The 25,712-nt window shown below is 33.8% G+C and carries 25 protein-coding genes; 3 read left to right on the top strand and 22 right to left on the bottom strand.

Annotation, left to right across the window (positions count from 1 at the left end):
* Positions 1 to 36 precede the first annotated feature (36 nt).
* From coaE to L1S35_RS03435, 11 genes are all read right to left on the bottom strand, one after another.
* Positions 37 to 621 (bottom strand): dephospho-CoA kinase, encoded by a 585-nt coding sequence (gene coaE / locus L1S35_RS03385; protein WP_236396620.1) that lies wholly within the window; start codon positions 619 to 621, stop codon positions 37 to 39.
* Complete coding sequence (locus L1S35_RS03390) at positions 621 to 1,622, bottom strand: glycosyltransferase family 2 protein (RefSeq protein WP_236396622.1); 1,002 nt, start codon at positions 1,620 to 1,622, stop codon at positions 621 to 623. The genes coaE and L1S35_RS03390 overlap by 1 nt, the downstream gene beginning before the upstream one ends.
* Before the next feature lie 127 nt (positions 1,623 to 1,749).
* Positions 1,750 to 5,169, bottom strand: a complete 3,420-nt coding sequence (locus L1S35_RS03395) for a T9SS type A sorting domain-containing protein (RefSeq protein WP_236396625.1) — start codon at positions 5,167 to 5,169, stop codon at positions 1,750 to 1,752.
* Between the two features lie 105 nt (positions 5,170 to 5,274).
* Positions 5,275 to 6,468 carry an enoyl-ACP reductase FabV gene (fabV, locus tag L1S35_RS03400; protein ID WP_236396626.1) on the bottom strand — a complete coding sequence of 398 codons (1,194 nt, stop codon included), beginning with the start codon at positions 6,466 to 6,468 and terminating at the stop codon, positions 5,275 to 5,277.
* A gap of 57 nt (positions 6,469 to 6,525) precedes the next feature.
* Positions 6,526 to 8,178 (bottom strand): DNA repair protein RecN, encoded by a 1,653-nt coding sequence (recN, locus tag L1S35_RS03405; protein WP_236396628.1) that lies wholly within the window; start codon positions 8,176 to 8,178, stop codon positions 6,526 to 6,528.
* A 42-nt stretch (positions 8,179 to 8,220) separates the two neighbouring features.
* Positions 8,221 to 9,108: a type IX secretion system protein PorD gene (gene porD / locus L1S35_RS03410; protein WP_236396630.1), complete on the bottom strand. Its 888-nt coding sequence runs from the start codon at positions 9,106 to 9,108 to the stop codon at positions 8,221 to 8,223.
* The gene (coaBC, locus tag L1S35_RS03415) at positions 9,092 to 10,309 is read right to left on the bottom strand and encodes a bifunctional phosphopantothenoylcysteine decarboxylase/phosphopantothenate--cysteine ligase CoaBC (protein ID WP_236396632.1); all 1,218 of its coding nucleotides are present in this window, start codon (positions 10,307 to 10,309) and stop codon (positions 9,092 to 9,094) included. The genes porD and coaBC overlap by 17 nt, the downstream gene beginning before the upstream one ends.
* Before the next feature lie 5 nt (positions 10,310 to 10,314).
* Positions 10,315 to 10,635, bottom strand: a complete 321-nt coding sequence (locus L1S35_RS03420; RefSeq protein WP_236396634.1) for a DNA-directed RNA polymerase subunit omega — start codon at positions 10,633 to 10,635, stop codon at positions 10,315 to 10,317.
* 7 nt (positions 10,636 to 10,642) lie between these two features.
* Positions 10,643 to 11,437: an outer membrane protein assembly factor BamD gene (locus L1S35_RS03425; protein WP_236396636.1), complete on the bottom strand. Its 795-nt coding sequence runs from the start codon at positions 11,435 to 11,437 to the stop codon at positions 10,643 to 10,645.
* Positions 11,438 to 11,546: 109 nt separating this feature from the next.
* Positions 11,547 to 12,431, bottom strand: a complete 885-nt coding sequence (gene dapA, locus L1S35_RS03430; protein ID WP_236396638.1) for a 4-hydroxy-tetrahydrodipicolinate synthase — start codon at positions 12,429 to 12,431, stop codon at positions 11,547 to 11,549.
* A gap of 1 nt (position 12,432) precedes the next feature.
* Entirely contained in the window at positions 12,433 to 12,951 is a 519-nt protein-coding gene (locus L1S35_RS03435; protein WP_236396641.1) for a DUF6913 domain-containing protein, read from the bottom strand.
* 49 nt (positions 12,952 to 13,000) lie between these two features.
* Between L1S35_RS03435 and L1S35_RS03440 the strand changes: the two genes are divergently transcribed.
* Together L1S35_RS03440 and L1S35_RS03445 are read left to right on the top strand one after the other, a co-directional pair.
* Positions 13,001 to 13,777, top strand: a complete 777-nt coding sequence (locus tag L1S35_RS03440; protein ID WP_236396642.1) for a 5'-nucleotidase C-terminal domain-containing protein — start codon at positions 13,001 to 13,003, stop codon at positions 13,775 to 13,777.
* Positions 13,778 to 13,826: 49 nt separating this feature from the next.
* Positions 13,827 to 14,741 (top strand): bifunctional metallophosphatase/5'-nucleotidase, encoded by a 915-nt coding sequence (locus L1S35_RS03445; RefSeq protein ID WP_236396644.1) that lies wholly within the window; start codon positions 13,827 to 13,829, stop codon positions 14,739 to 14,741.
* Here the strand turns inward: L1S35_RS03445 and L1S35_RS03450 are convergent.
* The 7 genes from L1S35_RS03450 to rpsF all read right to left on the bottom strand — a co-directional run bounded on the left by L1S35_RS03450 (position 14,727) and on the right by rpsF (position 20,084).
* Positions 14,727 to 15,410 carry a lysoplasmalogenase family protein gene (locus L1S35_RS03450; protein ID WP_236396646.1) on the bottom strand — a complete coding sequence of 228 codons (684 nt, stop codon included), beginning with the start codon at positions 15,408 to 15,410 and terminating at the stop codon, positions 14,727 to 14,729. The two genes, L1S35_RS03445 and L1S35_RS03450, sit on opposite strands and share 15 nt — an antisense overlap.
* A 28-nt stretch (positions 15,411 to 15,438) precedes the next feature.
* Entirely contained in the window at positions 15,439 to 16,158 is a 720-nt protein-coding gene (locus L1S35_RS03455; protein ID WP_236396648.1) for a lysoplasmalogenase family protein, read from the bottom strand.
* Between the two features lie 99 nt (positions 16,159 to 16,257).
* A complete protein-coding gene (ligA, locus tag L1S35_RS03460) occupies positions 16,258 to 18,258 on the bottom strand; it encodes an NAD-dependent DNA ligase LigA (RefSeq protein ID WP_236396650.1) in 2,001 nt (666 codons plus the stop codon).
* Between the two features lie 74 nt (positions 18,259 to 18,332).
* The gene (locus tag L1S35_RS03465) at positions 18,333 to 18,806 is read right to left on the bottom strand and encodes a DUF6495 family protein (RefSeq protein WP_236396651.1); all 474 of its coding nucleotides are present in this window, start codon (positions 18,804 to 18,806) and stop codon (positions 18,333 to 18,335) included.
* 128 nt (positions 18,807 to 18,934) lie between these two features.
* Positions 18,935 to 19,375 carry a 50S ribosomal protein L9 gene (gene rplI / locus L1S35_RS03470; protein WP_236396653.1) on the bottom strand — a complete coding sequence of 147 codons (441 nt, stop codon included), beginning with the start codon at positions 19,373 to 19,375 and terminating at the stop codon, positions 18,935 to 18,937.
* Positions 19,376 to 19,437: 62 nt separating this feature from the next.
* Entirely contained in the window at positions 19,438 to 19,734 is a 297-nt protein-coding gene (gene rpsR, locus L1S35_RS03475) for a 30S ribosomal protein S18 (protein ID WP_136152299.1), read from the bottom strand.
* A 5-nt stretch (positions 19,735 to 19,739) separates the two neighbouring features.
* Positions 19,740 to 20,084, bottom strand: a complete 345-nt coding sequence (gene rpsF, locus L1S35_RS03480; RefSeq protein ID WP_236396655.1) for a 30S ribosomal protein S6 — start codon at positions 20,082 to 20,084, stop codon at positions 19,740 to 19,742.
* Between the two features lie 188 nt (positions 20,085 to 20,272).
* Here rpsF and L1S35_RS03485 point away from each other — a divergent pair, with 188 nt between their 5' ends.
* The gene (locus tag L1S35_RS03485; protein WP_136152297.1) at positions 20,273 to 20,968 is read left to right on the top strand and encodes a LytR/AlgR family response regulator transcription factor; all 696 of its coding nucleotides are present in this window, start codon (positions 20,273 to 20,275) and stop codon (positions 20,966 to 20,968) included.
* Between the two features lie 6 nt (positions 20,969 to 20,974).
* On the opposite strand, the gene priA is transcribed toward L1S35_RS03485, so the two are convergent.
* From priA to nadC, 4 genes are read right to left on the bottom strand one after another with little or no spacing between them, the layout of a single operon-like run.
* Positions 20,975 to 23,425: a replication restart helicase PriA gene (gene priA, locus L1S35_RS03490; protein ID WP_236396657.1), complete on the bottom strand. Its 2,451-nt coding sequence runs from the start codon at positions 23,423 to 23,425 to the stop codon at positions 20,975 to 20,977.
* A 14-nt stretch (positions 23,426 to 23,439) separates the two neighbouring features.
* Positions 23,440 to 23,859, bottom strand: coding sequence for a DUF2147 domain-containing protein (locus L1S35_RS03495; RefSeq protein ID WP_236396660.1), 420 nt, complete (start codon positions 23,857 to 23,859; stop codon positions 23,440 to 23,442).
* Positions 23,859 to 24,806: a YihY/virulence factor BrkB family protein gene (locus L1S35_RS03500; protein ID WP_236396662.1), complete on the bottom strand. Its 948-nt coding sequence runs from the start codon at positions 24,804 to 24,806 to the stop codon at positions 23,859 to 23,861. The genes L1S35_RS03495 and L1S35_RS03500 overlap by 1 nt, the downstream gene beginning before the upstream one ends.
* Positions 24,807 to 25,664, bottom strand: a complete 858-nt coding sequence (gene nadC, locus L1S35_RS03505; protein WP_236396664.1) for a carboxylating nicotinate-nucleotide diphosphorylase — start codon at positions 25,662 to 25,664, stop codon at positions 24,807 to 24,809.
* Positions 25,665 to 25,712: the final 48 nt, after the last annotated feature.

A 25,712-nucleotide genomic window follows, 5' to 3' on the forward strand; every position in this document is an offset into this window, starting at 1 on the left:
AATACATTAACCAAACATTAACATCTTGTATATATATTATTGATTTTTCAATGATTTGAGGATTTCATTGATTTGTTTTTTAGTAGAGTCAATTGATAGATTATGAATTACATAATCACTTTTTCCAATTCGCTGCTCATCAGTCCATTGGTTTTGTATTCTTTTTAAAACAGCTTCCCTATCCGTTTTATCTCGATCAATTACCCGTTGAAGTCGGGTTTCTAAAGGAGCAGTTACTGTAATTACAGCATCGCAATATTTATAGCTTCCGGATTCAAATAAAATAGCAGCTTCTTTGACTACAAAAGGGAAATTTTCATGCTTTTTAACCCAAGCATCAAAGTGTTTTTTTACTTCAGGATGCACTATACTATTTAGCTTTTGCAGCTTTTCAGGATTGTTAAAAACAATTTGTGCCAGTTTAGTACGATTAAGGGTTCCGTTTTCTACAACTTCTTTTCCAAATGAGGAACTTATTTTATTAATTATTTTATTAGAAGTCATTAATTCTCTGGCTTCATCATCAGCAATATATACCGGAATTCCCAATGATTTGAGATACTCAGCAACCATTGTTTTTCCGCTTCCGATACCGCCTGTTAATCCGATTATTTTTGTCATCACTTTATTTTAAAAAATAGTTCAGGAAAAGCTATTTCGGGTTTTTGTTTTAACAGACTTATTTTAATGAATGAATTTAGAAAACCTAAACCATATCCATAAAATTGTTTGCAAACCGCTACCATTGATAATAATCCAATCTTAAGGCTTTTGGTTTCAATTGTCGCAACTACAAATAAAATTATAAAATAAAATATATAGCAAAACAGTGGCCATTCAATTCCAAAAAAGAATACAAGCATCGCACTGAACAATCCCAGGATAAAAAAGCTTGGAAAGAAAAAAGTAAGCTTGCTATATTCGGGATACCAACTATTTAAAATCGGACGTGCTTTGCCAAATTTGGTTACCTGCAATAAAAATTTATCCCAATCTATTCTTCGCTTGTGATACACAAATGCTTTTGGGAAAAGTCTTGTTTTGTAACCTAATTTCCATAATCGAATACTTAAATCCGGATCTTCGCCTGGATGAATATTTCCAAAACCATTTGAATCTTCAAAAGCTTTTTTAGAAATTCCCATATTAAAACTTCGAGGTTGGAATTTGGTTAATTTTTCCGAACCGCCACGAATTCCGCCTGTTGTTAAAAAAGAAGTCATAGCAAAATTTATTGCCTTCTGAATATCCGAAAACGAATCTAAAGCGGCATCAGAACCACCAAAACAATCGACATATTTCTGAGTCAATTCTTTATCAACCTCAGAAAGATATTGTTTTGGAATAATACAATCTGAATCAAAGATGATAAAGTAGTCTCCTTTAGCTACTTTCATTCCGTAATTTCTAGAATCACCCGGGCCTGAGTTTTCTTTAAAATAATAAGATATGTTCAGTTTTTCTTTGAAATTTTCTACTTCTTCTTTACAAGTTATAGAAGAGCCGTCTTCAACGATTACAATTTCATATTCTTTATTATAATCAGAAATCAAAAGACTTTCCAATAGTTCTTTAATTTCATCGGGTCTATTATAAACAGGAATAATTATTGAAATATACATGACATAAATTTTACTTCGTACAATTTGTTTGGTATTAAAAACGAGTCTCGGTAACAAAGATAAGTTTTATACAAAAGAAAAACCACCTAAAAATTAGGTGGTTTTAATTATAAAAAAGGAAATCTAATTATTCTTTAATAACCTTAATAGTTTTTACCTGATCATTAGATGTTACTCTAACCATGTAAGCTCCATTTGGTAGATTTGACATATCAATGTGAGCATCGTTAGCATTAATAATAGTAGAACTTACTTTTTGTCCTAATAAATTATATACTTCAACATTTGAAATCTCTTGGTTATAAGATAAGTTCAAAATGTTTTTTACAGGGTTTGGATAGTAAGTAAAACTACTACTATCAAAAGAACCGTTTCCTAACCCATCATCCGTAATTGATAAATCATAACTACCGCGAGAGGCTGGACTCGTTGAGAATACTCTTAGATAATATGTTCCAATACTCAATCCTGTTAAACTCGTAGCTGCTCCTGTTGTTGTACAAGATCCGTTAACCTGCGTTAATGCACCGCAAGTACCTGAATATAGTGCGAAACCTGCAGCCCCTGTTTGATTAGCAAGAGTAATAGTTACATCTGTAACAGAACCACTATCGAACCAATACCAAGTGTCATAATATGTTCCAAACATATTTCCACAACTTGGATAGGCAGTACCCAAACTAGCAGAAGAACATGAATTATTAGCTCCGGTAATTGGAGTTCCTATTGTTACTTGTGTAGCAGTTGAACATTCATCATTTGTAGTAGCTGGTGTACAAGCAGCAACACAACTAACGCTTAATTCAAAATTGATAGGATTTGTACCTGGAGTAAAAGTATATGAATATACTAAAATATAATAATCAGTACCGGCAACTGTGCTAAATGTAACAACAGAAGCTAATGTATTTGTTGCACAACCCGCAGCTTGAGCATCATCATTACCACCAATACAAGTAAGAGCACCACAAGTACCACTGTAAACAGCAATTCTTGAATCACCTGTAGTGATAGTTGGAGAACATGTAGTTACTGTTACATCGCTTCCATCACCTACATACTTATACCAAACACCAGGTGTGTTTTGTGTTGTTACTCCTGAAATACCACAAACAGGCATGTTTTCATTTGTAGCCAATGCAGTTGTCCCTGCTGTTGTAGATCCACAAGTTACAGTTACGGCATCTGAACAATCATCATTTACCGGTGGTTGAGGAGGTGATGCACAAGTTATATCCATAGTAAATGCACCTACACTTCCAACATTCCAACCTTCAACAGTAATATAGTAAGTAGTTGTTCCATCAGAATCAAAACTTACTCTGGAATTTAATGTATCAGATACACAAGTACTGTCGTCATCATTACCTGCTACTAAAGTTAAGCTACCAGAAGTTCCAGTATAAACCAATACAGATGTATCATAAGATGATCCACAAAGATTAACTGTTACTGTTTGAGGAGTACCACTTCCTGTAAAGGAATACCAAACATTTGGCGCATCTAAATCGGCAGTAAATCCATCAGGAGCATTATCCTCATCTAATGTAGCAGATGTTGTATCTCCTGTATAAGTATTTCCACAACTTACTGCAGTAGGAGTTGCAAAATTATCATTAGCTGGTGCTGGCAATGCTTCAACAGTTAACACTCCACTAGGATGTGTGGTTCCGTCCCAAAAACCATTATTTAGTCCACCATACACATATGGTCCATCATTTAAAGAGAATCTTGTGGCATAATCATAAGTTCCTGGCGCTAAAGTAGCTCCAATACTTGCCTGATATTCATCATTGTTACTAATGTGACCTGAATTCCAAGTTGCTACTGTCCAATCTGTCCATGTACTTGGATCTGTTCCGGTTGCGCCGGTACCAACCCAAGCCAAAATACCTGGAGCCTGACCGTCAATATTTGGAACAACATCTGTTAAACCACCTTCATAAACTTGACCATAAACAGTTATACTTCCTCCTTGCGTGATTGTTTCAGCAGCAGGGAATTGTAAGTTAGCCCAATCAGGAGTATCTGTTGGTTGTGGTTCTGTTGTGAAACTCCAAATAGTACATCCTGTAGCAGCACCTGCAGCATTTCTTGGTATAATTTGCCAGTAGATAGTAGTACTATATGCTCCAATAGGTCCAACACCAGTAATAGATGTCGCTGCAATATTTCCTTCAAATACTAAATTTCCACTATCCGTTCCTGAATAGAGATCGTAAGATGTTGCTGGTTCACCTGTTGTAGGTGCATCCCAAGAAATATCAAAAGTTGCAAATGCAGGAACAGTTGTGCTTCCGTCTGCAGGAGTTGGATTTGATGCACATTCCGGTACCGTTAAAGCAGTAGTACAAACAATTCTTCTTTCTCTGTTAGTATTTTGAGTGCCACAGGTAGAATTTGTGTGGAAATAAACTCTAACTACACCGTCAGCATTTGGCGCGTAGCTTACACTACCTATTCCTACTGCCAAAACGGTTAGACCATCAGCTGATGCTACCGTTAAATAGTCAGTAGCTACAGAACTTGAAAAAACATAATCATTAGTATCAAAAACATTGATGTTTGAATACTCTCCTGCCCATGAATCTGTAGCAACAACATTAACCGTTGTTCCATCACAAACCGGCACATCATATGTAGCTGCAGGATATAATGTTCCTGTTAAACATGGAGTACCGCAAATTACAGATGTTTCTCTGTCAACATCTTCAGTACCACATGCCGAATCGGTATTTATATACACTCTAATATCTCCTGTAACAGTTGATACCCAACTTAGTGGAGTTGTACCAGAAGTGACTGCTGTTGTTCCGCTGTCAGTACTTACAGTTAAATAATCAGTAGCGACTGAACTTAAGAATCTATATACCTCACCACTTGTTACAGTAACAGTAAAATAATCACCTGCCCAAGAATCTGTAGCAACTATTGTCGGTGTAACCCCGTCACAAAGTCCTGGTACAGTCACATTAGAAGGATACTCAAATCCTGTTAGACAAGGAGCAAGTGCTGTTACACTTAAAGTATAATCTTCTGCTTGACCATATCCAGCTCCAGTTTGACATGAGGTTCCGAAAGCATTATATCGCTTGATTACCCTCATTCTCGTATTTCCACCTAAAGCGGTTCCGGGAACTGTTATATTTCCAACTAATTCAATAGCGTCAACACCAGTTGAATTAACAATGTTTCCGATGTCATAAGATTCACCGGCGTCTGTAAAAACATTGTTTTGGTTCCAATCAATGTATACTCTAAGTCTTGTGGTAAAATTTCCATCCGTGTTACCTTTTAGAGTAATTGGATAAGTTGTTCCGGCACTTACGTTTCCAACAATTGCAGTATAATCTTCGTGTGCAATAATTGTCGTGCCATTGTTAGCTCCTACCGTAGCAGAACTGGTTTGATTGATACCAGCAAAATTGACCAAAGTTATCGGTTCAACATTACTTGTAAATGTCATTGGTCCACAATAGGGCGCAGGAAACTGTGCAAACCCCGAAAATGTGACCAGAAGCATTAATGCTAATGTAATTTTTTTCATGTAGTTAATGTTTTAAAGTTAATTGCCATAAAAGTATGTATAAATAAAAAAACTCACAAATAAATTGTGAGTTTTAAACTAGAGTTATTAAATAAATATCAACAATTAACTTTCGATACTTTTTATCATTGTCAATTCATTAGAATCGGCAGCATAATCAACATTGGTAAATCCAAAACCAAATAGATTGAGAAAATCTTGTTTGTAACCTGCCAAATCACCTATCTCGCTTAAATTTTCTGTAGTAGCTTTTGCCCATAATGCTTTTATTCTTTCCTGAATATCGTCACGCATTTCCCAATCGTCAATTCTGATTCTGCCTTTCTCATCGGTTGGCACATCATTTCCTGTATAAAGTCGTTGTTCAAATAATCTTTGGATTTGTTCGATACAACCTTCGTGAACGCCTTCTGCTTTCATGATTTTATACAATAAAGAAATATATAGTGGAATGACCGGAATAGCAGAACTGGCTTGAGTTACCAAAGCTTTATTTACAGACACATAAGCTTTTCCGTTTATAGCTTTTAAATCGTCTGTAATTTTGAATGCTGTTGCTTCCAAATCATCTTTGGCGCGTCCAATTGTTCCTTTTCTGTAAACGGCTTCGGTAACTTCAGGACCGATATAAGAATAAGCGATAGTTGTTGCTCCGTTGGCTAAAACTCCAGCATCTTTTAAAGCATCTATCCACATTTTCCAATCTTCACCTCCCATTACAACAACAGTGTTATCAATATCTTCCTGATTCGCAGGTTCAATACTGACTTGTGAAACAAGTCCGGTATGAAAATCAACTGTTTTATTTGAAAAAGTCTGACCAATAGGTTTTAATACCGAACGATGCAAAACACCTGTTACAGGATGCAGACGAACAGGTGAAGCTAAACTGTAAATTACCATATCAACCTGACCTAAATCGGCTTTAATCAAGTCGATAGTTTGTTGTTTTATTTCATTTGAAAATGCATCTCCATTAATGCTTTTGGCATACAAACCTGCTTTTTGGGCTTCTGTTTCAAAAGCAGCAGAATTGTACCAACCCGGAGTTGCTGTCTTTCCTTCTGTTGGTGGTTTTTCGAAGAAAACTCCAATTGTACCGGCATCTGAACCAAAAGCACTTGTTATTCTTGATGCCAAACCAAAACCGGTTGAAGCTCCAATAACTAATACTTTTTTAGCGCCATCAATATGTCCTTTTGATTTTACATATTCGATTTGATTTTTAACATTTTGGGCACAACCTTCCGGATGAGCTGTCAAACAAATAAATCCCCGCATTCTTGGTTCTATAATCATGTGATGTGTATTTTATGTTAGTTTTTTATTGTGTTACAAAAGTAATGAATTAGCATTTCAATTTAGCAATGCTTTAGCATGATTAACGGCGGAATCTGAAATATCTTTACCGGAAAGCATCTCAGCAATTTCGATGATTCTTTCATCGCTGTTTAATAATTTCAATTCCGAAACGGTATTTTCTCCCAATACAGTTTTGAAAACTTTGTAATGATTTGCACCTTTCGCAGCAATCTGTGGAAGATGTGTTATCGCAAAAACCTGCATCGTTTTACTCATGTCTCGCATAATCTCTCCCATTTTGTTGGCAATTTCACCCGAAACACCAGTGTCAATTTCGTCAAAAATAATTGTTGGCAGTTTTGAATATAGAGATAAAATTGATTTTACAGCCAACATAATTCTAGACATCTCGCCTCCTGAAGCCACCTTTTTCAGTAAACCAAAATCGGTTCCTTTATTGGCAGAAAACAAAAACTGAAGCGTGTCTTTTCCGTTATTGTGATAAGTTTCAGAAGCAATAATTTCGATTTTAAATCGAACATTCGGCATGCCTAATTGATTGAGTATTTCAATAAGTTTTTCACTTAAATTCGGAACTGCTTCTCTCCTACTTTGGCTTATTTTTGAAGCAATTGTATCTAAATGCAATTCGAAATCTTTGATGCTGCTTTCTAGTTTTGCAATTTCGTCTTCTAAAGCAGCAACCGAAACAACTTTAGTTTCTAAATCGGTTTGAATTTGGATTAATTCTTCAACGGTTAAAACGTTGTGCTTTTTCTGGAGATTGTAAATCAGTTGCAGTTTCTGATTGATGGCTTCGAGCTTTTCAGGATCATTAAAAACCAAATCCGATTCTCGATTTAATTCTTTGACGATATCATCAAATTCGATTAAAATACTGTTGGTACGTTCAAAAAGCGATTGATATTCGGTCGAAAAAGCAGTGTTTTTTTGAAGTGCCGCTTTGAATTCTTTTAAATTTTTTAAAATCCCAAATTCTTCTTCAGTTGCTATTGACAAAAGTTTATCCAGATTTTCTTTTATGAATTCAACATTGCTTAATGCCTGATATTGCTGCTCTAATTCTTCTAATTCGCCTTCTTTTAAATTGGCAGATTCTAATTCATTATACAAAAACTCATTATAATCTTTCTCTTTTAAAATGGAAGAAAAGGCATTTCTTTTAGATTCTAAAGTCGATTTTGCAGCACGGTATTTTTTCAAACCGGATTGAAATTCAATAAGCAACTCCTGATTAGCAGCAATTGCATCAATGATTTTGAATTGGTATTCTTCTTCCGATAGTTCTAAAGTTTGATGTTGTGAATGGACATCTATCAAAAAAAAACTTAAATCCTGCAATTGCTGAAGATTAACCGGACTATCATTTACAAACGCTCTCGATTTTCCCGAAGGAAGAATTTCTCTTCGAATGATTGTTTCCTGTTCATAATCTAAGTCATTAGCTTCGAAAAAAGATTCCAAATCGTAAGTTCCGATAGAAAAATTAGCTTCAACAATACACTTTTCGTCTTTATTTTTAAGTGAAGTTAAATCGGCTCGCTTTCCTAATACCAAACCTAATGCACCTAGAAGTATCGATTTCCCTGCTCCGGTTTCGCCTGTTATAATTGAAAAACCATTCGAAAAATCGATATCTAATTTTTCTATCAGGGCGAAATTTTCAATGGATAACGATGTAATCATGTTCAGAAAATGAAGAAAAAGTGTAAGTAGTAAATGTACTAATTATAACTTAATTGCTGACCATTTACTTGTATTGAGTGGTGATAATTTATTTAAATTATCGATAGTTTCAGTTAAAGAGACTTTTGGTCCTGCAGACAATATCGAAACTAACTCATCTACTTTAGCATCGAAAAACACTCTTGTTAAAAAAGCATTTGGACGAACTTTAGCGATTGCGGTAAGTGTATTAATAGCCGAGATGATTTTATCTTTTCCTGATTTTACATCAGTACTCATCATATCCAAACCTTCTCTGTGATATTGATACAAAGCTTCTCTGTAGGCATCATAAGTACCGCTAAGAATATCGTTTGTTAAGAAATACCTGTTTTGATTTCCATCCGCCTGACTCCATCCTTTATAGCCACTTTGTTGTGCTACGGATTGTATTTGTTGCGCAATTTCATAATGTTTATTCCCGCCCATTAATGAATAGGTATCGGCATCAAAACCAAGAATCATATAACTGTAATACGCCAAAACCGAAACTAAATTTGAATCGAAATTGGATGGATTAAATTGTAAGTTTTCAAATTCAACATATCGAAAATTAAATTCTTTGTCGTTAAAATTGAATACCGGTGTCGCATAGGTAGAATTAAAAACCGGTCTTGTTGATTGCACTTGTATGGTTGCAGTAAACTGGTTTGATTCATAGGTATTTACTATGATAACCATCGAGCATTCTATTTTTTCATTTGGTTTGTATTCCTCTCCGGTCCAATCAGTTTTATTAACAAAATCGGTTATTGACGTTTTTAAGTTTTTAAATATCTGATTGTTAGTCGATGCAACTTTATCCGAATTAATCTGAACTGAACAATTTAATTGTTGAGCTTGCGTTACGCCAACAAAAAGCAAAATAAAAAGACTAACTATTTTTTTCATAACGTGAAATTACTTTGTTCATAATATCTACTGCAACCAATTCCTTCGATTTTAATTCCATCGGCTCAATAACAAAATCCTTATCGATAAATGTTATTTTATTGGTTGCTTTTCCAAAACCTGCTCCTTTGTCCTGAAGCGAATTTAAAACAATCAAATCTAGGTTTTTTTTCTGAATTTTCAACTTAGCATTTTCAATTTCATTTTCAGTTTCTAAAGCAAAGCCTATTAAAAATTGATTTTGTTTGATTTTACCCAAAGAAGCCAATATGTCCTGCGTTTTTTCGAGCTCAATTGTTAATGCTGCTTCTGCTTTTTTAATCTTTTGTTTGGCAACAAATTTTGGTTTATAATCGGCAACAGCGGCTGCGCAAATAGCGACATCAACTGAATTAAAATGTTCATGACAAACATCATACATTTCTTTTGACGATGTCACTCGAATTAAATTAATAACGGAATTATTTGTATTTAAGTGTGTTGGCCCTGAAATTAAAATTACTTCTGCTCCAAGATTTGCAGCACTTTCGGCTATATCAAATCCCATTTTGCCTGAAGAATGATTTCCGATAAATCGAACCGGATCGATTGCCTCATAAGTTGGGCCTGCAGTAATAAGTATCTTTTTTCCACGTAAAGGCAATTTACTTTCTAAATCTTTTTCAAGAAAAGCCACGATATTTTCGGGTTCAGCCATTCTCCCTTCACCGGATAATCCGCTGGCAAGTTCACCTGTTTCGGCCGGAATTATGATATTCCCGAATTGTCTCAACGTAGTAAAACTGGCTATTGTTGAAGGATGTTTGTACATATCCAAATCCATTGCCGGAGCAAAATAAACCGGACATTTAGCTGAAAGGTATGTAGCAATTAAAAGATTGTCGCAATTGCCATTGACCATTTTAGATAAGGTGTTGGCAGTTGCCGGAGCGATAACCATCAAATCGGCCCAAAGTCCTAATTCGACGTGATTGTTCCATTGTGCATTCTCATCTTCTTCATTAAAAAATGTAGAATGAACCGGATTTTTGGAAAGTGTGGATAAAGTTAACGGTGTTACAAAATCCTTAGAAGCCGGTGTCATGACCACTTGGACATGTGCACCGGCTTTTATAAATAATCTAACTAATGTGGCTGTCTTGTAGGCGGCAATTCCTCCGGAAACGCCGAGTAAAATTTTCTTACCGCTTAAAACAGACATCTGAATTAGTCTTTTGTAGTATCTCTGTAGTAAATTTTGTCATCAAGCCATTCCTGAACAGCTAATGCATGTGGCTTTGGTAATTTTTCGTAGTATTTAGAAACTTCAATTTGTTCTTTGTTTTCAAAGATCTCTTCAAGACTATCGTTGTATGTTGCAAACTCTTCCAATTTTTCGGTCAATTCTTTTTTAATTTCAGAATTGATTTGGTTAGCTCTTTTAGCCATAATGGTTATTGCCTCGTAAACATTACCTGTACGCTCTTCAATTGCAGTTTTGTTGTAAGTAACAGTGTTTACCGGTGCATTCGTCTTCTTTAAATCCATGCCTTTTTTATTTAGAATATTGTTTTAAATCGTTTTCAATTCGGGCTAACATTTCGTCTGCCTTTGATTTGTATTGCGTATCACCTTTAAATTTGATTAAACTCGCGTGTGCATTTTTGGCATTTATCAATCTTTCTTCCATTTTAGATGGAACGCTGTTTATTGCCAATAAATAAGCCGAATCTAATTTATAAAATAATGCTTTCTCTTTATACGGTGTTCCCGGAAAATTAATTAGAAAGTTGTCAAATGCTACCATTGCTGCTTTGTAATCAGAAATCGTATGATAAATCTTTGCATTTTCAAATGCTTTTTTTTCTAATTTTTCTCTTAAATTTTTTGCCAATAAATTAGCTTCAGCCAAATTCTGTCCTTCCGGATAAGAATCGATATAATTTTGAAGTTTGTCAACCGCCTTGTAAGTATCTGTTTGATCTAAACTATAAACCGGTGATAAAAAAGTAAATGATTTAGCTCCTAAAAATGATGCTTCTTCGATTTTTTCACTTTTTGGATAACTAGATACAAAACTCTCAAACTGGTAACCCGCTAAATAATATTGCTCTGTTTTATACAATGATTGTGAATACATATAAAACAATCTTTCTGCTTGTGGTTTACCTTTATAGGCCGGGGCAATTTGTTCAAAAAGCCGAATTGCTTTACCATATTTTTTAGCATCATACATTTTTGTAGCTGATACAAACTTAACGGCAACATCTTCCGATTTTAAAGCTTTTTGATATTCGCTGCAAGACGATAAAAATATAATTACTGCAAATAGGGCGAAAAATTTCTTCATTTATTTATTTAATTCAGTTGATTTTAAACACTTTTTGTGCTGTAAAAATCAACTGCAAATTTAGTTATTAATTGTTGATTACAAAATATTTTTTTTGAGCTCAAAAAATCTACATTTTTGAGATTTTATTGGTGAAATTATGCAGACGATTTGCTAAATCTTCATTGACATTTACTAATGGTAAACGCACGTTATTCTCAGCCAAACCCAATGCCTTAAAGACTTCTTTGATTCCGGCCGGATTTCCCTGCTCAAAAATCATATCAATTGATTCGGCTAAAAGGTAATGAATTTTATAGGCATCGTCTACCCTTTTGTTTAAACCAAGGTGTACCATTTCTGAAAATTGTTTAGGAAAACCTTCAGCAATTACCGAAATAACTCCTGAACCTCCAGCCAAAACCATTGGTAACGTTACCATATCATCGCCGGAAATTACCAGAAAATCTTTTGGTTTATCCTGTATCAATTTCATCGCTTGCACAATATCTCCGGCAGCTTCTTTTACGGCAACAACATTCTTGAAATCATTTGCCAGTCTTAAAATTGTTGACGGCAATATATTACTGGCTGTTCTTCCCGGAACATTATATAAAATCACCGGAATTGGAGATGCTTCGGCGATGGCTTTGAAATGTTGGTAAATTCCTTCCTGAGTTGGCTTATTGTAATAAGGAGAAACCGATAAAATAGCAACGAAATCTGAAAAATCCCTTGATTTTAATTCTTCAACAACTTCAGCGGTATTGTTACTTCCAACGCCAAGAACTAAAGGCAATCTTCCGTTATTGGCATCAACTATAGTCTTTATTACCAATTCTTTTTCATCCTTAGTTAAAGTAGCGGTTTCGGCAGTAGTTCCAAGTACCACTAAATAATCAATCCCATTATCAATTTGAAAATTGACAATGGCTCTCAATGCTTCGACGTCTACCGAAAAATCTTTTTTGAATGGTGTAACAAGCGCAACGCCGGTTCCGATTAATGATTGCATTTTATATTTTGTTTAGGATTTTTAAATATTTGAATAATTCAGACATAAAAACTTTATAGTTTTCGGCATTGGTATCAATCATAAAATGATTTAATCGCTTGTCAATTGAGGCAAAACCAACTTTGAAACCTGCTTTAGATAAATTAGAAACCAACAGTAATGCTACTTTTTCTGTATCGTAATAATTAATCAACAAATCAAAAGGTTCTTTGATAAAATCTTTTACTTCTTTTTTATCAACAGTTCCTGTCCAACTCAAATCTTTGTGACTAAAAACAGGATAATCAAAAACTTCATTCTTCTTTATTTTGTCTTTGAAAACCAAAACTTTAATTTCCTTTTCATCAATTCCTTTTTTAATCAACTCGTTAACCAAGTCTTCTCTTTCATAGAAATAGCTTTCGTCAAAAATAATTCCGACGGTTTTGATTACGTTATCGGAAGCCAAATGTTTTACATTTGACAGGCTATTTTTAACTATTTTTTTTGTTGAAAAATCCTTGAAGTAATTTAAAAACATACTACTTTTACTTGAATTGCAAATTTACTAAAATTAGTGTCAAAAAGAGATGGTAAAACTAAAAAACTATAACGGTGTAGTAAAGCATTTTGTTTTATTATTAACATTTACCGCTGTTATTTCGTGTGCCGAAAAGAAATATGTCGTTACCAAAATTGAAGGCAAGGAAATTGGAATTACGGATAAGCAATCTGAAGTTGTTGAGATTGAAAACTTTATCAAGCCCTATCGCGATAAGATTGATGCTGATTTAAATACGGTTTTAGGAAATGCTCCTGAAACTCTTGACAAATCCGGTGAATGGCAAACTCCAATGGGTAACTTTTTAGCCGATATTACTTTTGAAAAATCGGATAAAGTGTTTCAACTGCGTGAGAAAAAAACAATTGACATCTGTTTGCTTAATCATGGTGGTATCAGAAGCATTATTCCGAAAGGGAATATAACTGCCCGAACTGCATACGAAATTATGCCCTTTGAAAACAGTGCCATTGTAATTGGACTGAAAGGCGAGCAGATTTTAGAAATCGTTAATTATATTATTTCCGAAAAAAAACCACATCCGTTAAAAGGATTGAACTTTACCATTGACAAAAGCAATCAGCCTAAGAACATTTTGGTAAATGGAAAAGCATTGGATATTGTTAAAGTCTATTATGTTGTAACTTCTGATTATTTATCTAATGGAGGTGACAATATGCTTTTCTTTAAAAAAGGAGTTGAACAATATGATTTAAATTATAAACTCCGAAATATCATCATTGATTATTTTAAGGAGAACAAAACGATTACAGCCAATAAAGACATTAGAATTACCAAAGAATAGTGACACTATTTTCAGCATTGAAACAGATTCTGAACTAAATTCAGCATAAATGAAAAGAAGAGATTTTATCCAAAATACGGCTTTAAGTACTGCCTTCGTTGGAATAGGTGGTTTGTCCTTGAGCAGCTTTAAAACTTTTGAATCAAAGCATTTGACGATACTTCACACGAACGACGTTCACAGTTATATCGATCCTTTTCCACCAACGCATCCAAAGAATCCAAATATGGGTGGCGTTGCCCGAAGAGCCGCTTTGATTGAAACTATCCGAAAGGAAAATCCAAATGTTTTATTGCTTGATGCCGGTGATATTTTTCAGGGGACGCCATACTTTAATTATTATGGCGGTGAATTGGAGTTTAAACTGATGAGCATGATGAAATATGATTTGGCAACAATTGGGAACCATGATTTTGACAACGGAATTGACGGTTTGTACAACCAATTGCCAAATGCAGGATTTGAATTTGTCAATGCCAATTATGATTTCAAAAATACTATCATGAACGGTCACGTGAACCCTTATAAAATAATTCACAAAGACGGAATTAAAGTCGGCGTTTTCGGAATTGGCGTTGAGTTAACAGGTTTAGTAGATAAGAAAAACTATAAAGAAACTGTATATCACGATCCGGTTGCAGTTTCTCAGGATTTGGCTCGAATTTTAAAACACGAGCAAAAATGTGACTTGGTAATTTGTCTTTCACATATTGGTTATCAATACAAAAACGAACCGGATAAAATTTGTGATGTCAAATTAGCTGCTTTGACAAAAGATATTGATTTGATTATTGGTGGGCACACTCACACTTTCCTGGATAAACCAACTGTCTTAAAAAATGCAGACGGAAAAGATGTTTTGGTAAATCAGGTTGGCTGTTATGGTCTAAATCTTGGTCGAATTGATTTTTATTTTGATACCGATGTTTCAAAAATTGCTTCAGGAAAATCAATTATTGTTTGATTTTTCGGCAATAATTACATACTTATAGAAAGAGAAAAAAGCCAGTGCATTGAAAGTCATTGCTAATGGTCTGAACAATTCTTCGAATTCGTTTACCAAAAAATACTTTTCTACAAATACCACAAATTGCAGCATAACAAAAAGCAACGCACTAATCAGCAGTACCGAATTTTGTTTGTTATCATTCATAAAATAACTCGAAAGTGCTATTCCGGCAAATAAGGATATCAGCAAATTTTGGAATATAATTATGTAAATACTGTTTTCTGGAATTTCTACAGTCTCTAAAAACAAATAAAAGAATATCAGTAAAAAAGGAGTTGTCGCTATAATCAAAGGAATAAAATCAGTGACTTTTTGAAAACTGAATATTAGGTATAACACAATAATTCGATGAACTGTGAAAACCAGTACGCCATAAAACAAACAGCTTGGCGTATTTGGGATAAAAAGAATATTAGTAATTAAGGATAAAAGTAATGCAACTATAAAAAGCGTGTTTTTTTTATTGGATTCGATGCAATAAATTACAATTAATACCAATGGAATTATGGGTTTTAATGTACAGATTAGTGTTCTGTTCACAAAATACTCGGCTATAACTTCAAAAAAAGCTATTATAAAATAACATACCGTTAGCGATTTTATTATGTTCTCTTTTTTTTGCATTAAGCGTTGATTTCAAAAATTGACTGTTTTAATCCAGCAAGGCAGTTTGATATTTATCTTTATTTTTCTCGGTTAAGAAGATGAATTTTGTTAGTAAAAACTGTCCGAAAACAAACATAATCATGGCTAAAGCATGAAAAACATTAGCCTCTTCATAATATACTTTAAGCACAAAAACAAATTGTGTCAGAGCAAAAAGCATTGTACTTAAAAATAATACCAGGTTTGACTTATTTGAAATCATGATATAATTTCCCAGACTTAATCCACCCAAAAAGATAGTGAATATTCCGTGTATTAAGAACAGATAAATATTGTCACCCATGGCTTCAAAAGATAAAAAGCAAATCGTTGCATAAATAAAAACAAACGGAATAGAACCCAGAATCAGAGGCACTAAACTTGGCATTTTTACTTTATTCATTACAATGTAAATAATCAGTATTCTATAAACTAAAAAGAATACAGAGCCGTAGATTATCCATTTTAAAGTGTTTTCTATAAAAAGTAAATTAGCAACCCAACTGCAAACTATTGCTGCCAGAAAATAGTAGTTTAACTTTTTGGTTAAACTTAGATAGTAAGCAAATAAAAAAGGAAGAATTAGGGGTTTTGTAATCCAAATTAAAAGTTTGTCTTCATAATATTCGGCTACAATTTCAAAAAAAGAAACGATAAAAAATAAACACAGAAAAAAATTTGAAATGTATTTTCTATACTTACTATTAAAAGAGTTTTCAAAGCTCATGTTTTTAGATTTGGAGGCTAAATTTAATAATCAATAGTGCTAAACTTGAATAAAGTTACTTTAATATTTTTAAAATCAAGCAATTATTAAGTTATATTTTCAATCGGTAATCATAGCTAAAAAATCATTTTCTGAAATAATTGGGACTTTTAGCTGATTTGCTTTTTCGAGTTTGGCTGGCCCCATATTTTCTCCGGCAACCACAAAATCGGTTTTAGCAGAAATGGAGCTTCCTACTTTTCCACCGTTGTCTTCTATTGCTTTTTTCAAATCATCACGGGAGAATTTTTCAAAAACACCAGAAACTACAAAAGTTTTGCCTGATAATTTATCGGTAGCATTTGGATTGAATTTTTCAACCAGTTCTAATTGAACTCCAAATTGTTTTAAACGTTCTATTATTTTGACGTTTTCCTGGTTTTCAAAGAATTCGATTACACTTTGGGCTATCTTCTCTCCTATTTCATCAACCAAAATTAAATCCATCAAAGAAGCATTTTGAATAGCATCAATATTTTTATAATGTTTGGCTAATTTTTTAGCAACGGTTTCTCCTACATAGCGGATTCCGATAGCATACAAAACTCTTTCAAACGGAATTTCTTTAGATTTCTGTACGCCATTCACCAAATTCTCAGCCGATTTTTGAGCCATTCTTTCTAATGGCAGAATTTGTTCAACGGTTAACTCGTATAAATCAGCATAATCTTTAACCAAGTTATTATTGAATAACAAGGCGACAGTTTCTCCTCCAAGGCCTTCAATATCCATAGCTTTGCGCGAAATAAAATGTTGTATTCTACCAATAATTTGCGGTGGACAACCATAAAAATTCGGGCAATAATGATTGGCTTCGCCTTCGGTTCTTATTAATTCCGAATCACATTCCGGACAATGCGTTACATATATTGTTGGCTGTGATTCCTTATTTCTTTTAGTCAAATCAACACCAATTATTTTTGGAATAATTTCACCACCTTTCTCAACAAAAACAGTATCGCCAATTCGAATATCTAATTTTTCGATTTGGTCTGCATTGTGCAGAGAAGCCCGTTTTACAATAGTTCCAGCCAATTGAACGGGTTGCAAATTAGCAACTGGAGTTATAGAACCAGTTCTTCCAACTTGATATGAGATCGAATTTAAAACTGTAGAAACTTGTTCGGCTTTAAATTTATAAGCCATTGCCCAGCGCGGAGATTTGGCAGTATAACCCAATTCGTCCTGTTGATGGAAACTATTTACTTTAATAACAACGCCGTCTGTTTCATAAGGTAAACTATGTCGATGTGTATCCCAATAATTGATATAATCGAAAACTTCTTCGATACTGTTGGCCAATTTTGCTTCTTTGGGAACTTTGAAACCCCAATTACGGGCAGCTTCTAAACCATGATATTGAGAATCGATATTTAAATTATTGCCAACAATAAAATAGAGTAAACATTCTAACGGACGTTTAGCAACTTCGCTGCTATCTTGTAATTTCAAACTTCCGGAAGCGGTGTTTCTTGGATTTGAATAAGGTGTTTCTCCAATTTCGATTAATTCCTGATTCATCTTTTCGAAACCTTCGTAAGGCAGAATAATTTCGCCACGAATATCAAATCGTTCAGGGTAATCTCCTTTTAATTTTAATGGAACTGATTTGATTGTTTTTATATTGGTTGTCACATCATCGCCTTGAAAACCATCACCACGAGTAACTGCCCGTTTTAATTTTCCGTTCTCATAAGTTATAGAAATTGATGCACCATCGTATTTTAATTCACAGGTATATTGCAACGGAACATTTCCAAGTACTTTTTGGATTCGGGTTTCCCAATCGATTAAATCTTCTTTGGAATACGAATTGTCGAGAGAATACATTCGGTAATCGTGAACTACGGTATTGAAGTTTTTGGTAATTGTTCCGCCAACCCGTTGTGTTGGTGAATTATCGTCGTAGAATTCAGGATGCTGATTTTCTAATTCCTGAAGCTGTTTTAGTTTTTGATCAAATTCGAAATCAGAAATCGTTGGAGTGTCTAACACATAATAATTGTAGTTGTGTTGATTGAGTTCATCGCGTAAATCCTGAATTGTTTTTGAAATATCCATAAAAAGAAATTGGCTATTATAGTTGCAAATTATGTGCACTAAAATAGCCAATATTTTTGAAAAGGAATAAACTTTTACGACTGAATTATTCCGTTGATTTGAAGATATAATTGTCCATCACTCAAGATGGCTCCTTCCTTTATTAAATCGAAAATCGCCGTATTTCTTTCGCCTTGATATTCTTTTTTACCTAAATGAATTTCGACAGTATCTGTGAATATATTATCGCTTAACCATTGCAAACCTTCTGTCTGCATAAAATCGACTTGTGGCTCTAAAGCTTTTAGAACTATGGATTGGATTAATTTTTCCTGACAATGAAAAAGGAAGATGTGGTTTTTAGAAAAATGTTCCAAATAATGCGCATTACTCAAAACACCTTCCCAGATTAAATCGGAGAAAACATCTAATTCCTGTTCGGCCACTTCCGGTTTTTCGGTTTTGATTTTGTCCCATTCGGCTTTATCGATAGATTGAGTTGCCAGGAAGTTGGTGAATTCCTTGTGGAGTTCTTCGAATTGTTCTTTTGTTAGTCTTTTGTATTTCATTTATGCTGAACTTGTTTCAGCATCTTAAATCAGATGCAATTGTTTAATAAGAAAAGAATCTGAACTAAATTCAGATTAAAAAAAAAATCCCGACTTTCATCGGGACTTTTATATTATATAGCGAAATATTAAACTTCAGCTACGATTTCGTATGGTAAATCAATAATTACATCTCTGTGTAATCTCACAGATGCATTGTATTTACCTGTGCGTTTTACGATACCGCTAGTGATAAACTTTCTGTCAACAGTTTGACCTGCAGCTTCTAAAGCAGCAGCGATGTCGATGTTAGAAACAGAACCGAATAATTTTTCACCACCGGCTTTAGCTGTAATTTTAATTTCAAGAGCTTTTAATGCTTCAGCTAATTTCTTAGCGTCGTCAACTATTTTAGCTTCTTTGTGTGCTTTTTGTTTTAGATTTTCGGCTAAAACTTTTTTAGCAGAAGGAGTTGCCAATGAAGCAAATCCTTGTGGGATTAAGTAATTACGACCGTAACCGTTTTTTACAGTTACTACGTCATCTTTAAATCCTAAATTTTGAACGTCTTGTTTTAAGATCAATTCCATGTTGTTGTCCTTATTAGAGAAGTTAGGTTCTGTTTGACGAGAAACCAACAACTTAGTTTATATTATTTTAATAAATCGGCCACGTATGGCATTAAAGCTAAGTGACGTGCTCTTTTTACAGCTACTGACACTTTTCTTTGGTATTTTAATGAAGTTCCTGTTAAACGTCTTGGTAAAATTTTACCTTGCTCGTTTACGAATTTCAATAAGAAATCTGCATCTTTATAATCGATGTATTTGATTCCAGATTTTTTGAAACGACAATACTTTTTAGTTTTGTTTGTTTCGATGTTTAAAGGAGTAAGATATCTGATATCTCCGTCTTTCTTTCCTGAAGCTGATTGTTGCAAATTTGCCATAGTAATTACGCTTTAGATGATTCTTTTAATTTAGTTCTTCTTCTTTCTGCCCAAGCTACAGCGTGTTTGTCTAAGCTTACAGTTAAGAAACGCATAACTCTTTCGTCACGTCTAAATTCAGTTTCAAAAGCAATTAATACTTCCGGAGCTACTTGGAATTCGAATAAATGGTAAAAACCACTTTTCTTGTTTTGGATTTCGTAAGCTAGTTTTTTTAAGCCCCAATCCTCTTTTGATACCATCTTTGCTCCTTTAGTAGTAAGAAAATCTTCAAATTTGCTTACTGTTTCCTTTACCTGAACTTCAGATAAAACGGGATTTAAGATGAAAACAGTTTCGTAATGATTCATAATAAAAATGATTAAAATTTAATTTGGGCGCGAAAGTAAGAATAATATTTTAATAAATAACCACAAGTTGCATTAAATCGTCTAAAAGTAAAAAATATCGTTTAAAAGCAAAAAAAATCGACGAAATGTTAGGTGGATTAAAAAAAAGTATATATTTTTACATCACCAAATCTATAATAAATAATATTATGAAACTAAATTGTGTTGTTGTTGATGATAGTTCGATCCAAAGGATGATCATCGCAAAGTTAGTAAATAATCACCCAAACCTACACTTAGTCGGTGATTTTTCTAATGCAATTGAAGCAAAAAATTGCATGTCGGTTCATACCGTTGACCTAATTTTTCTCGATATCGAGATGCCGGTCATCAGCGGTTTTGATTTTCTTGACGGCTTAAAAGTAAAACCTCAAATTATTTTTATCACGTCAAAAGCAGAGTATGCTATGAAAGCATTCGACTATGACGCTACGGACTACCTACAAAAACCGATAGCTCTTGATCGTTTTAATGCCTCTGTTAGAAGAGCAATGGATTTCCATATGCTTAAAAAAGAAAATCAGGAAGAAGAAGGAGAACATATCTTTATTAAGAGTAATCTCAAAAAACTTAAAATTTATACTAATAAAATTAAGTGGATTGAAGCTTATGGAGATTATGTGAAAGTAGTTACAGAAGAAGATAGTAATCTTGTTCTTTCTACTATGAAATCTTTTGAAAACGATTTATCAAAAGAAAAGTTTATTCGGGTTCATAAATCTTATATCATTAACATTGATAAAGTAGAACGTTTCAACAGTAAGTTTGCCGAAATTGGCGTTACTAAAATTCCGTTGAGCCGAAATAAAAAAGAAGATTTAATAAAAGCTTTGGCTATTGCGTAAGTCTACTTAATAAAAATCAACATTTACAGTAACTTTAATCGTTCTGTATTGTGATACCAAATCAAAACTATTCAGTATTTTCTGGATAGTTTTTTTTGTGCCCTGAATCGAAGCGTCTCCAGGCATCTTAATCATTATGGTTCGAATATATTCGTTTCGGATTCTTCCAATAGCAGGTTCTTCCGGACCAAGAACAGGAATAGTTAAGTTTTGCTGCAAAACCTGATACAGCCACATGGAGCCTTCTTTTAGCTTGTCAAAATCACGATGTTTTAATGTCAGCTTTATCAAACGGTAAAATGGTGGATAGTAATAAATCTTTCTTTCATAAAGTTGTTCCTTATACATTCCTTCATAATCATTGTTTGTCACTTGCTGAATAATATTATGCAACGGATTATACGTCTGAATGATAACTTTTCCACGTTTTTCAGCTCTGCCCGAACGTCCGGCAACCTGTGTCATCATTTGAAAACTTCTTTCAAACGCTCTAAAATTGGGATGATACAGCATATTATCCGCATTCATGATTCCGACTAAAGAGACATTGTCAAAGTCTAAACCTTTGGCCAACATTTGCGTACCAACTAAAACATCAATTTCTCTGTTTTTAAAACTATCAATGATTTTTTCGAAGCTATATTTTCCGCGAGTGGTGTCTTGATCCATTCGCTTGATATTTCTCTGCGGAAACAATTCGGCTAATTCCAACTCTATTTGTTCGGTTCCGAATCCTTTGGTCTCCAAATCAACACTCGAACAAACATGACAATTCGTTGGTTTTGCCATCGAATAACCACAATAATGACAACGCAACTGATTTTTGTATTTGTGGTACGTCAAACTCACATCACACTGCGGACACTGCGGTACATGACCACAAGTCATACATTCTAAAACAGGTGAAAAGCCACGACGGTTTTGAAAAAGAATTACTTGTTCATTATTCGCAAACGCTTCTGTGATTTCTTCAATTAATGTCAAACTAAAATGACCTTTCATTTTTTTTCTGAAATAACTGTCTTTCAAATCGACTAATTCTATTTCGGGCATTTGCACTTTTCCAAAGCGTTCAGTTAAAGAAACTAAACCAAACTTTTCTGAGTTTGCATTGTAATACGTTTCAATACTTGGTGTGGCTGAACCTAATAAAACTTTAGCCTGATGCGCATTTGCCAAAACAATCGCCGCATCTCGCGCATGATATCTTGGTGCCGGATCTTGTTGCTTAAATGTTTGTTCGTGTTCTTCGTCAACAATGATTAAACCTAAGTTTGAAAAGGGCAAAAACAAAGCTGACCTTGCTCCTATTACAATCTGTGCAGAGTCAGAATTTTGATTTACATTGTTCCAAACTTCTACTCTCTCGTTATTGCTGTATTTGGAATGGAAAACGGAAACTTTATTTCCGAAATGCTGTGTTAATCGGGCGACCAATTGTGTGGTTAAAGCAATTTCCGGCAGCAAATACAAGACTTGTTTGCCTTCTGAAATATAATTTTCTATGAGTTTGGTGTAGATTTCTGTTTTGCCGCTTGATGTTATTCCGTGCAGCAAACAAACTTCTTTTGTTGAAAACGACGTTTCAATTTCATCAAAAGCCTGTTGTTGTGCCTGACTTAAAACCAAATCATTCTCAATTTTATTTTTGTCAAAATTTACTCGGTCTTCCTGGATAAAGTATTCATCAAAAATTTGCTTATCAACCAAAGCTTTGACAATTGCTGCAGAAGTTTGTGCGCTTTCGGTTAACTGCTTTACTGAAATTGGCTTCTTTTCACCAGCATTCAATTGAAAATACTGGAGCAAAACATTTTTCCGTTTTTCCGATTTTAAACTGTCTAATAAATGAATTAGGTTTTCTTCCTTCTGATATTGCTCGTTTAGACGAATATATTTAACTAATTTAGGTTTGTATTCTTCCTGAATTTCTTCTTGAAGCGAGATGATATTTTTATTAATAAGCTTCTGAATAACCGGTAAAACTGTTTTCTTATTCAGAATATCAATAATGTTCTGAACATTCAAAGAACTCTGATTTTGCAAGGCTTCATAAATCAAAAACTCATCATCGGTAAAAGCAGTTTCATCTACAAATGTTTCTTTGTTTTGAGAAATAATTGTTTCGCTTTCTAATAACAATGCTGATGGTAATGCACCGCGATAAACATCACCAATGTTGCACATATAATAAGATGCAATCCAAAACCAATGATTGATTTGAAATTCGTTTACAATAGGTTTTTCGTCAAGAATTTGGTGGATTTCCTTGGCTTCATAAAGCGTTGGAGCATCTTGATGTAAATCGATTGCTAATGCAGTGTAGATTTTGTTTTTGCCAAACGGAACTGCGATTCGCATTCCTTTCTTAATATATGCAAACTCATTTTCTGAAACCTTGTAAGTAAATGTTTTAGGTAAAGAAAGCGGAACAATAACTTCAATAAAATAGTTCATAATTTATGCCGCTATTATATTCTAATCCATGTTTGTGATCTTCCAAAAAGCGAAATTCCAATATAACCGCGAACAATCAGTTTATCTTTTCCTTCGAGTGTAATTTTACAATGATACCATTTACCAATTTTTGGATCCAATACTTTTCCGCCACTATAAACAGAGCCATCTTTAGTTAATCCTTTGATTATATTCATTCCCAGAACTGACTTGTTTTTTTCATCACCATCACATTTTTCGCATTTGATATGCTTTTTATCTGCTTCAAAAATTTCGATTATTTTACCATAGATTTTGCCTTTGTGCTCAAAAATTTCAATAACTCCTTTTTCTTTTCCGGTTATGTCATCAATAGTTTTCCATTTTCCAAAAATAGTTTGCGAAAAACTTAGTTGGAAAAGCAAAAGAAAAACGATTGATAGTATTAATTTCATTAGGTTTGAGTATCTATTTCCTGTTGCTTTTCACGTTTAAGATGTTGTATTGAAGCATTCAAATCAAAACCTAAAAGCAATATCATACAGTTAATCCAAATATAAAACATTACCACTAACAACGTTCCGATTGAGCCATAAAGTTCGTTATATTTTGAAAACTTTACTACCCAAATTCCAAAGAAATAGGAAGAAATTATAATTAGAATCGTAGTAAATACGGAACCTATCGAAATAAATGGTCTTTTTTTATCATGTCTGATTCCGAATTTGAATAAAAAGGAAGTAGTTATCAATATCATTAAAATAACAAAAATATACCTTCCCATTTCTATCAGCGGAATATTGTCTGAAAGCACATCCTGAATTTTTGTTTTCTGAATAAAAACCTCAAAAATCACGATAACTGCAACGGTTATTATCAAAACAAAAGACAAGACAATTGACAAAGCTAAAGACACAAAGTATTGCCTGAAAAATTTTCGCTTAGATGAAACATGCACATGATGTCCACTTTCAAAACCACCAAGAATAGCATTTATACCATTGGTCATCAATAAAATTGCCATTAAAAATCCGGTTGAAAGTAACCCGCTGTGACTGTTATGCAAAATGTCACTAATGATTTTATAAATAGCATCGTAAGTTGTTGGCGGAACGCTTTGCTGTACAAATCCTAAAAAATCTTCCTGAAAACCTTCAATCGGAATGTATGGAATGAGATTGAAAATAAAAAGCATAAACGGAAACAAAGCCATAAAGAAACTCCAGGCAATTGCCGAAGCACGATAAGATATGGCACCTTGCACGATTCCTATAAAATAAATATCCAGTAAATCGTATAATGATAAACCATGAAGCCAAGGCAATTTTATTTTCTGTAATAAAAAAACAAACTGCTTAATGATAGGGAGTTTTATGAACTTATTTTCTTTTGGCGTTGACATTTAAAAGGCTTTTAAACTTAAATCCATATTGTAAACCGAATGCGTCAATGCTCCGGATGAAATATAATTCACGCCACATTCAGCATATTGACGAATAGTATTTTCATTAATATTTCCGGATGATTCTGTTAAACATTTATCGCCAATCAACTCGACAGCTTTACGAGTATCTTCAAAATTGAAATTGTCAATCAGGATTCGGTAAACGCCTTCACTTTCGAGAATTTCTTTGATTTCATCAAGATTTCTGGCTTCGACAATTATCTTCAAATCCAAATCATTAAGTTTTAAAAAAGCTTTGGTTTTATTGATTGCATAGGTAATTCCGCCAGCAAAATCATTGTGATTGTCTTTGAGCATCACCATATCATACAACGCGAAACGATGATTCTCACCACCACCAATTTTGACAGCCCATTTTTCACAGGCACGAAATCCGGGTGTGGTTTTTCGTGTATCGAGTACTTTTGTTTTGGTTCCTTCTAAAAGTTTTACATATTGATTAGTCTTAGTTGCAATAGCAGACATTCGTTGCATCGAATTGAGTACCAATCGTTCCGCTTTCAATATAGATTGTGAACTTCCTGAAACATGAAACACGATGTCGCCATGTTTTACTGCTGTTCCGTCTTCAATAAAAGTTTCGATTTCTAAAGTTGGGTCAACATTTTCAAAAACCATTTTAGCAAATGTAACTCCGGCAATGATTCCGCTATCTTTTACCAGAAGTTTAGCTTTTCCTTTGGCACTAACCGGAATACAGGCTAACGAACTATAATCGCCCGGACCAATATCCTCGCGAATACCGTTTTGTATAATTATATTGAGTTCTTTTTGAAACTGTTCTTCTGAAATCATTTTGTAACTATTGATTGGCTAAAATAGTAAATATGTTGATTTGGTTAT

The organism is Flavobacterium anseongense, assembly GCF_021608185.1.
GTDB lineage: Bacteria > Bacteroidota > Bacteroidia > Flavobacteriales > Flavobacteriaceae > Flavobacterium > Flavobacterium anseongense.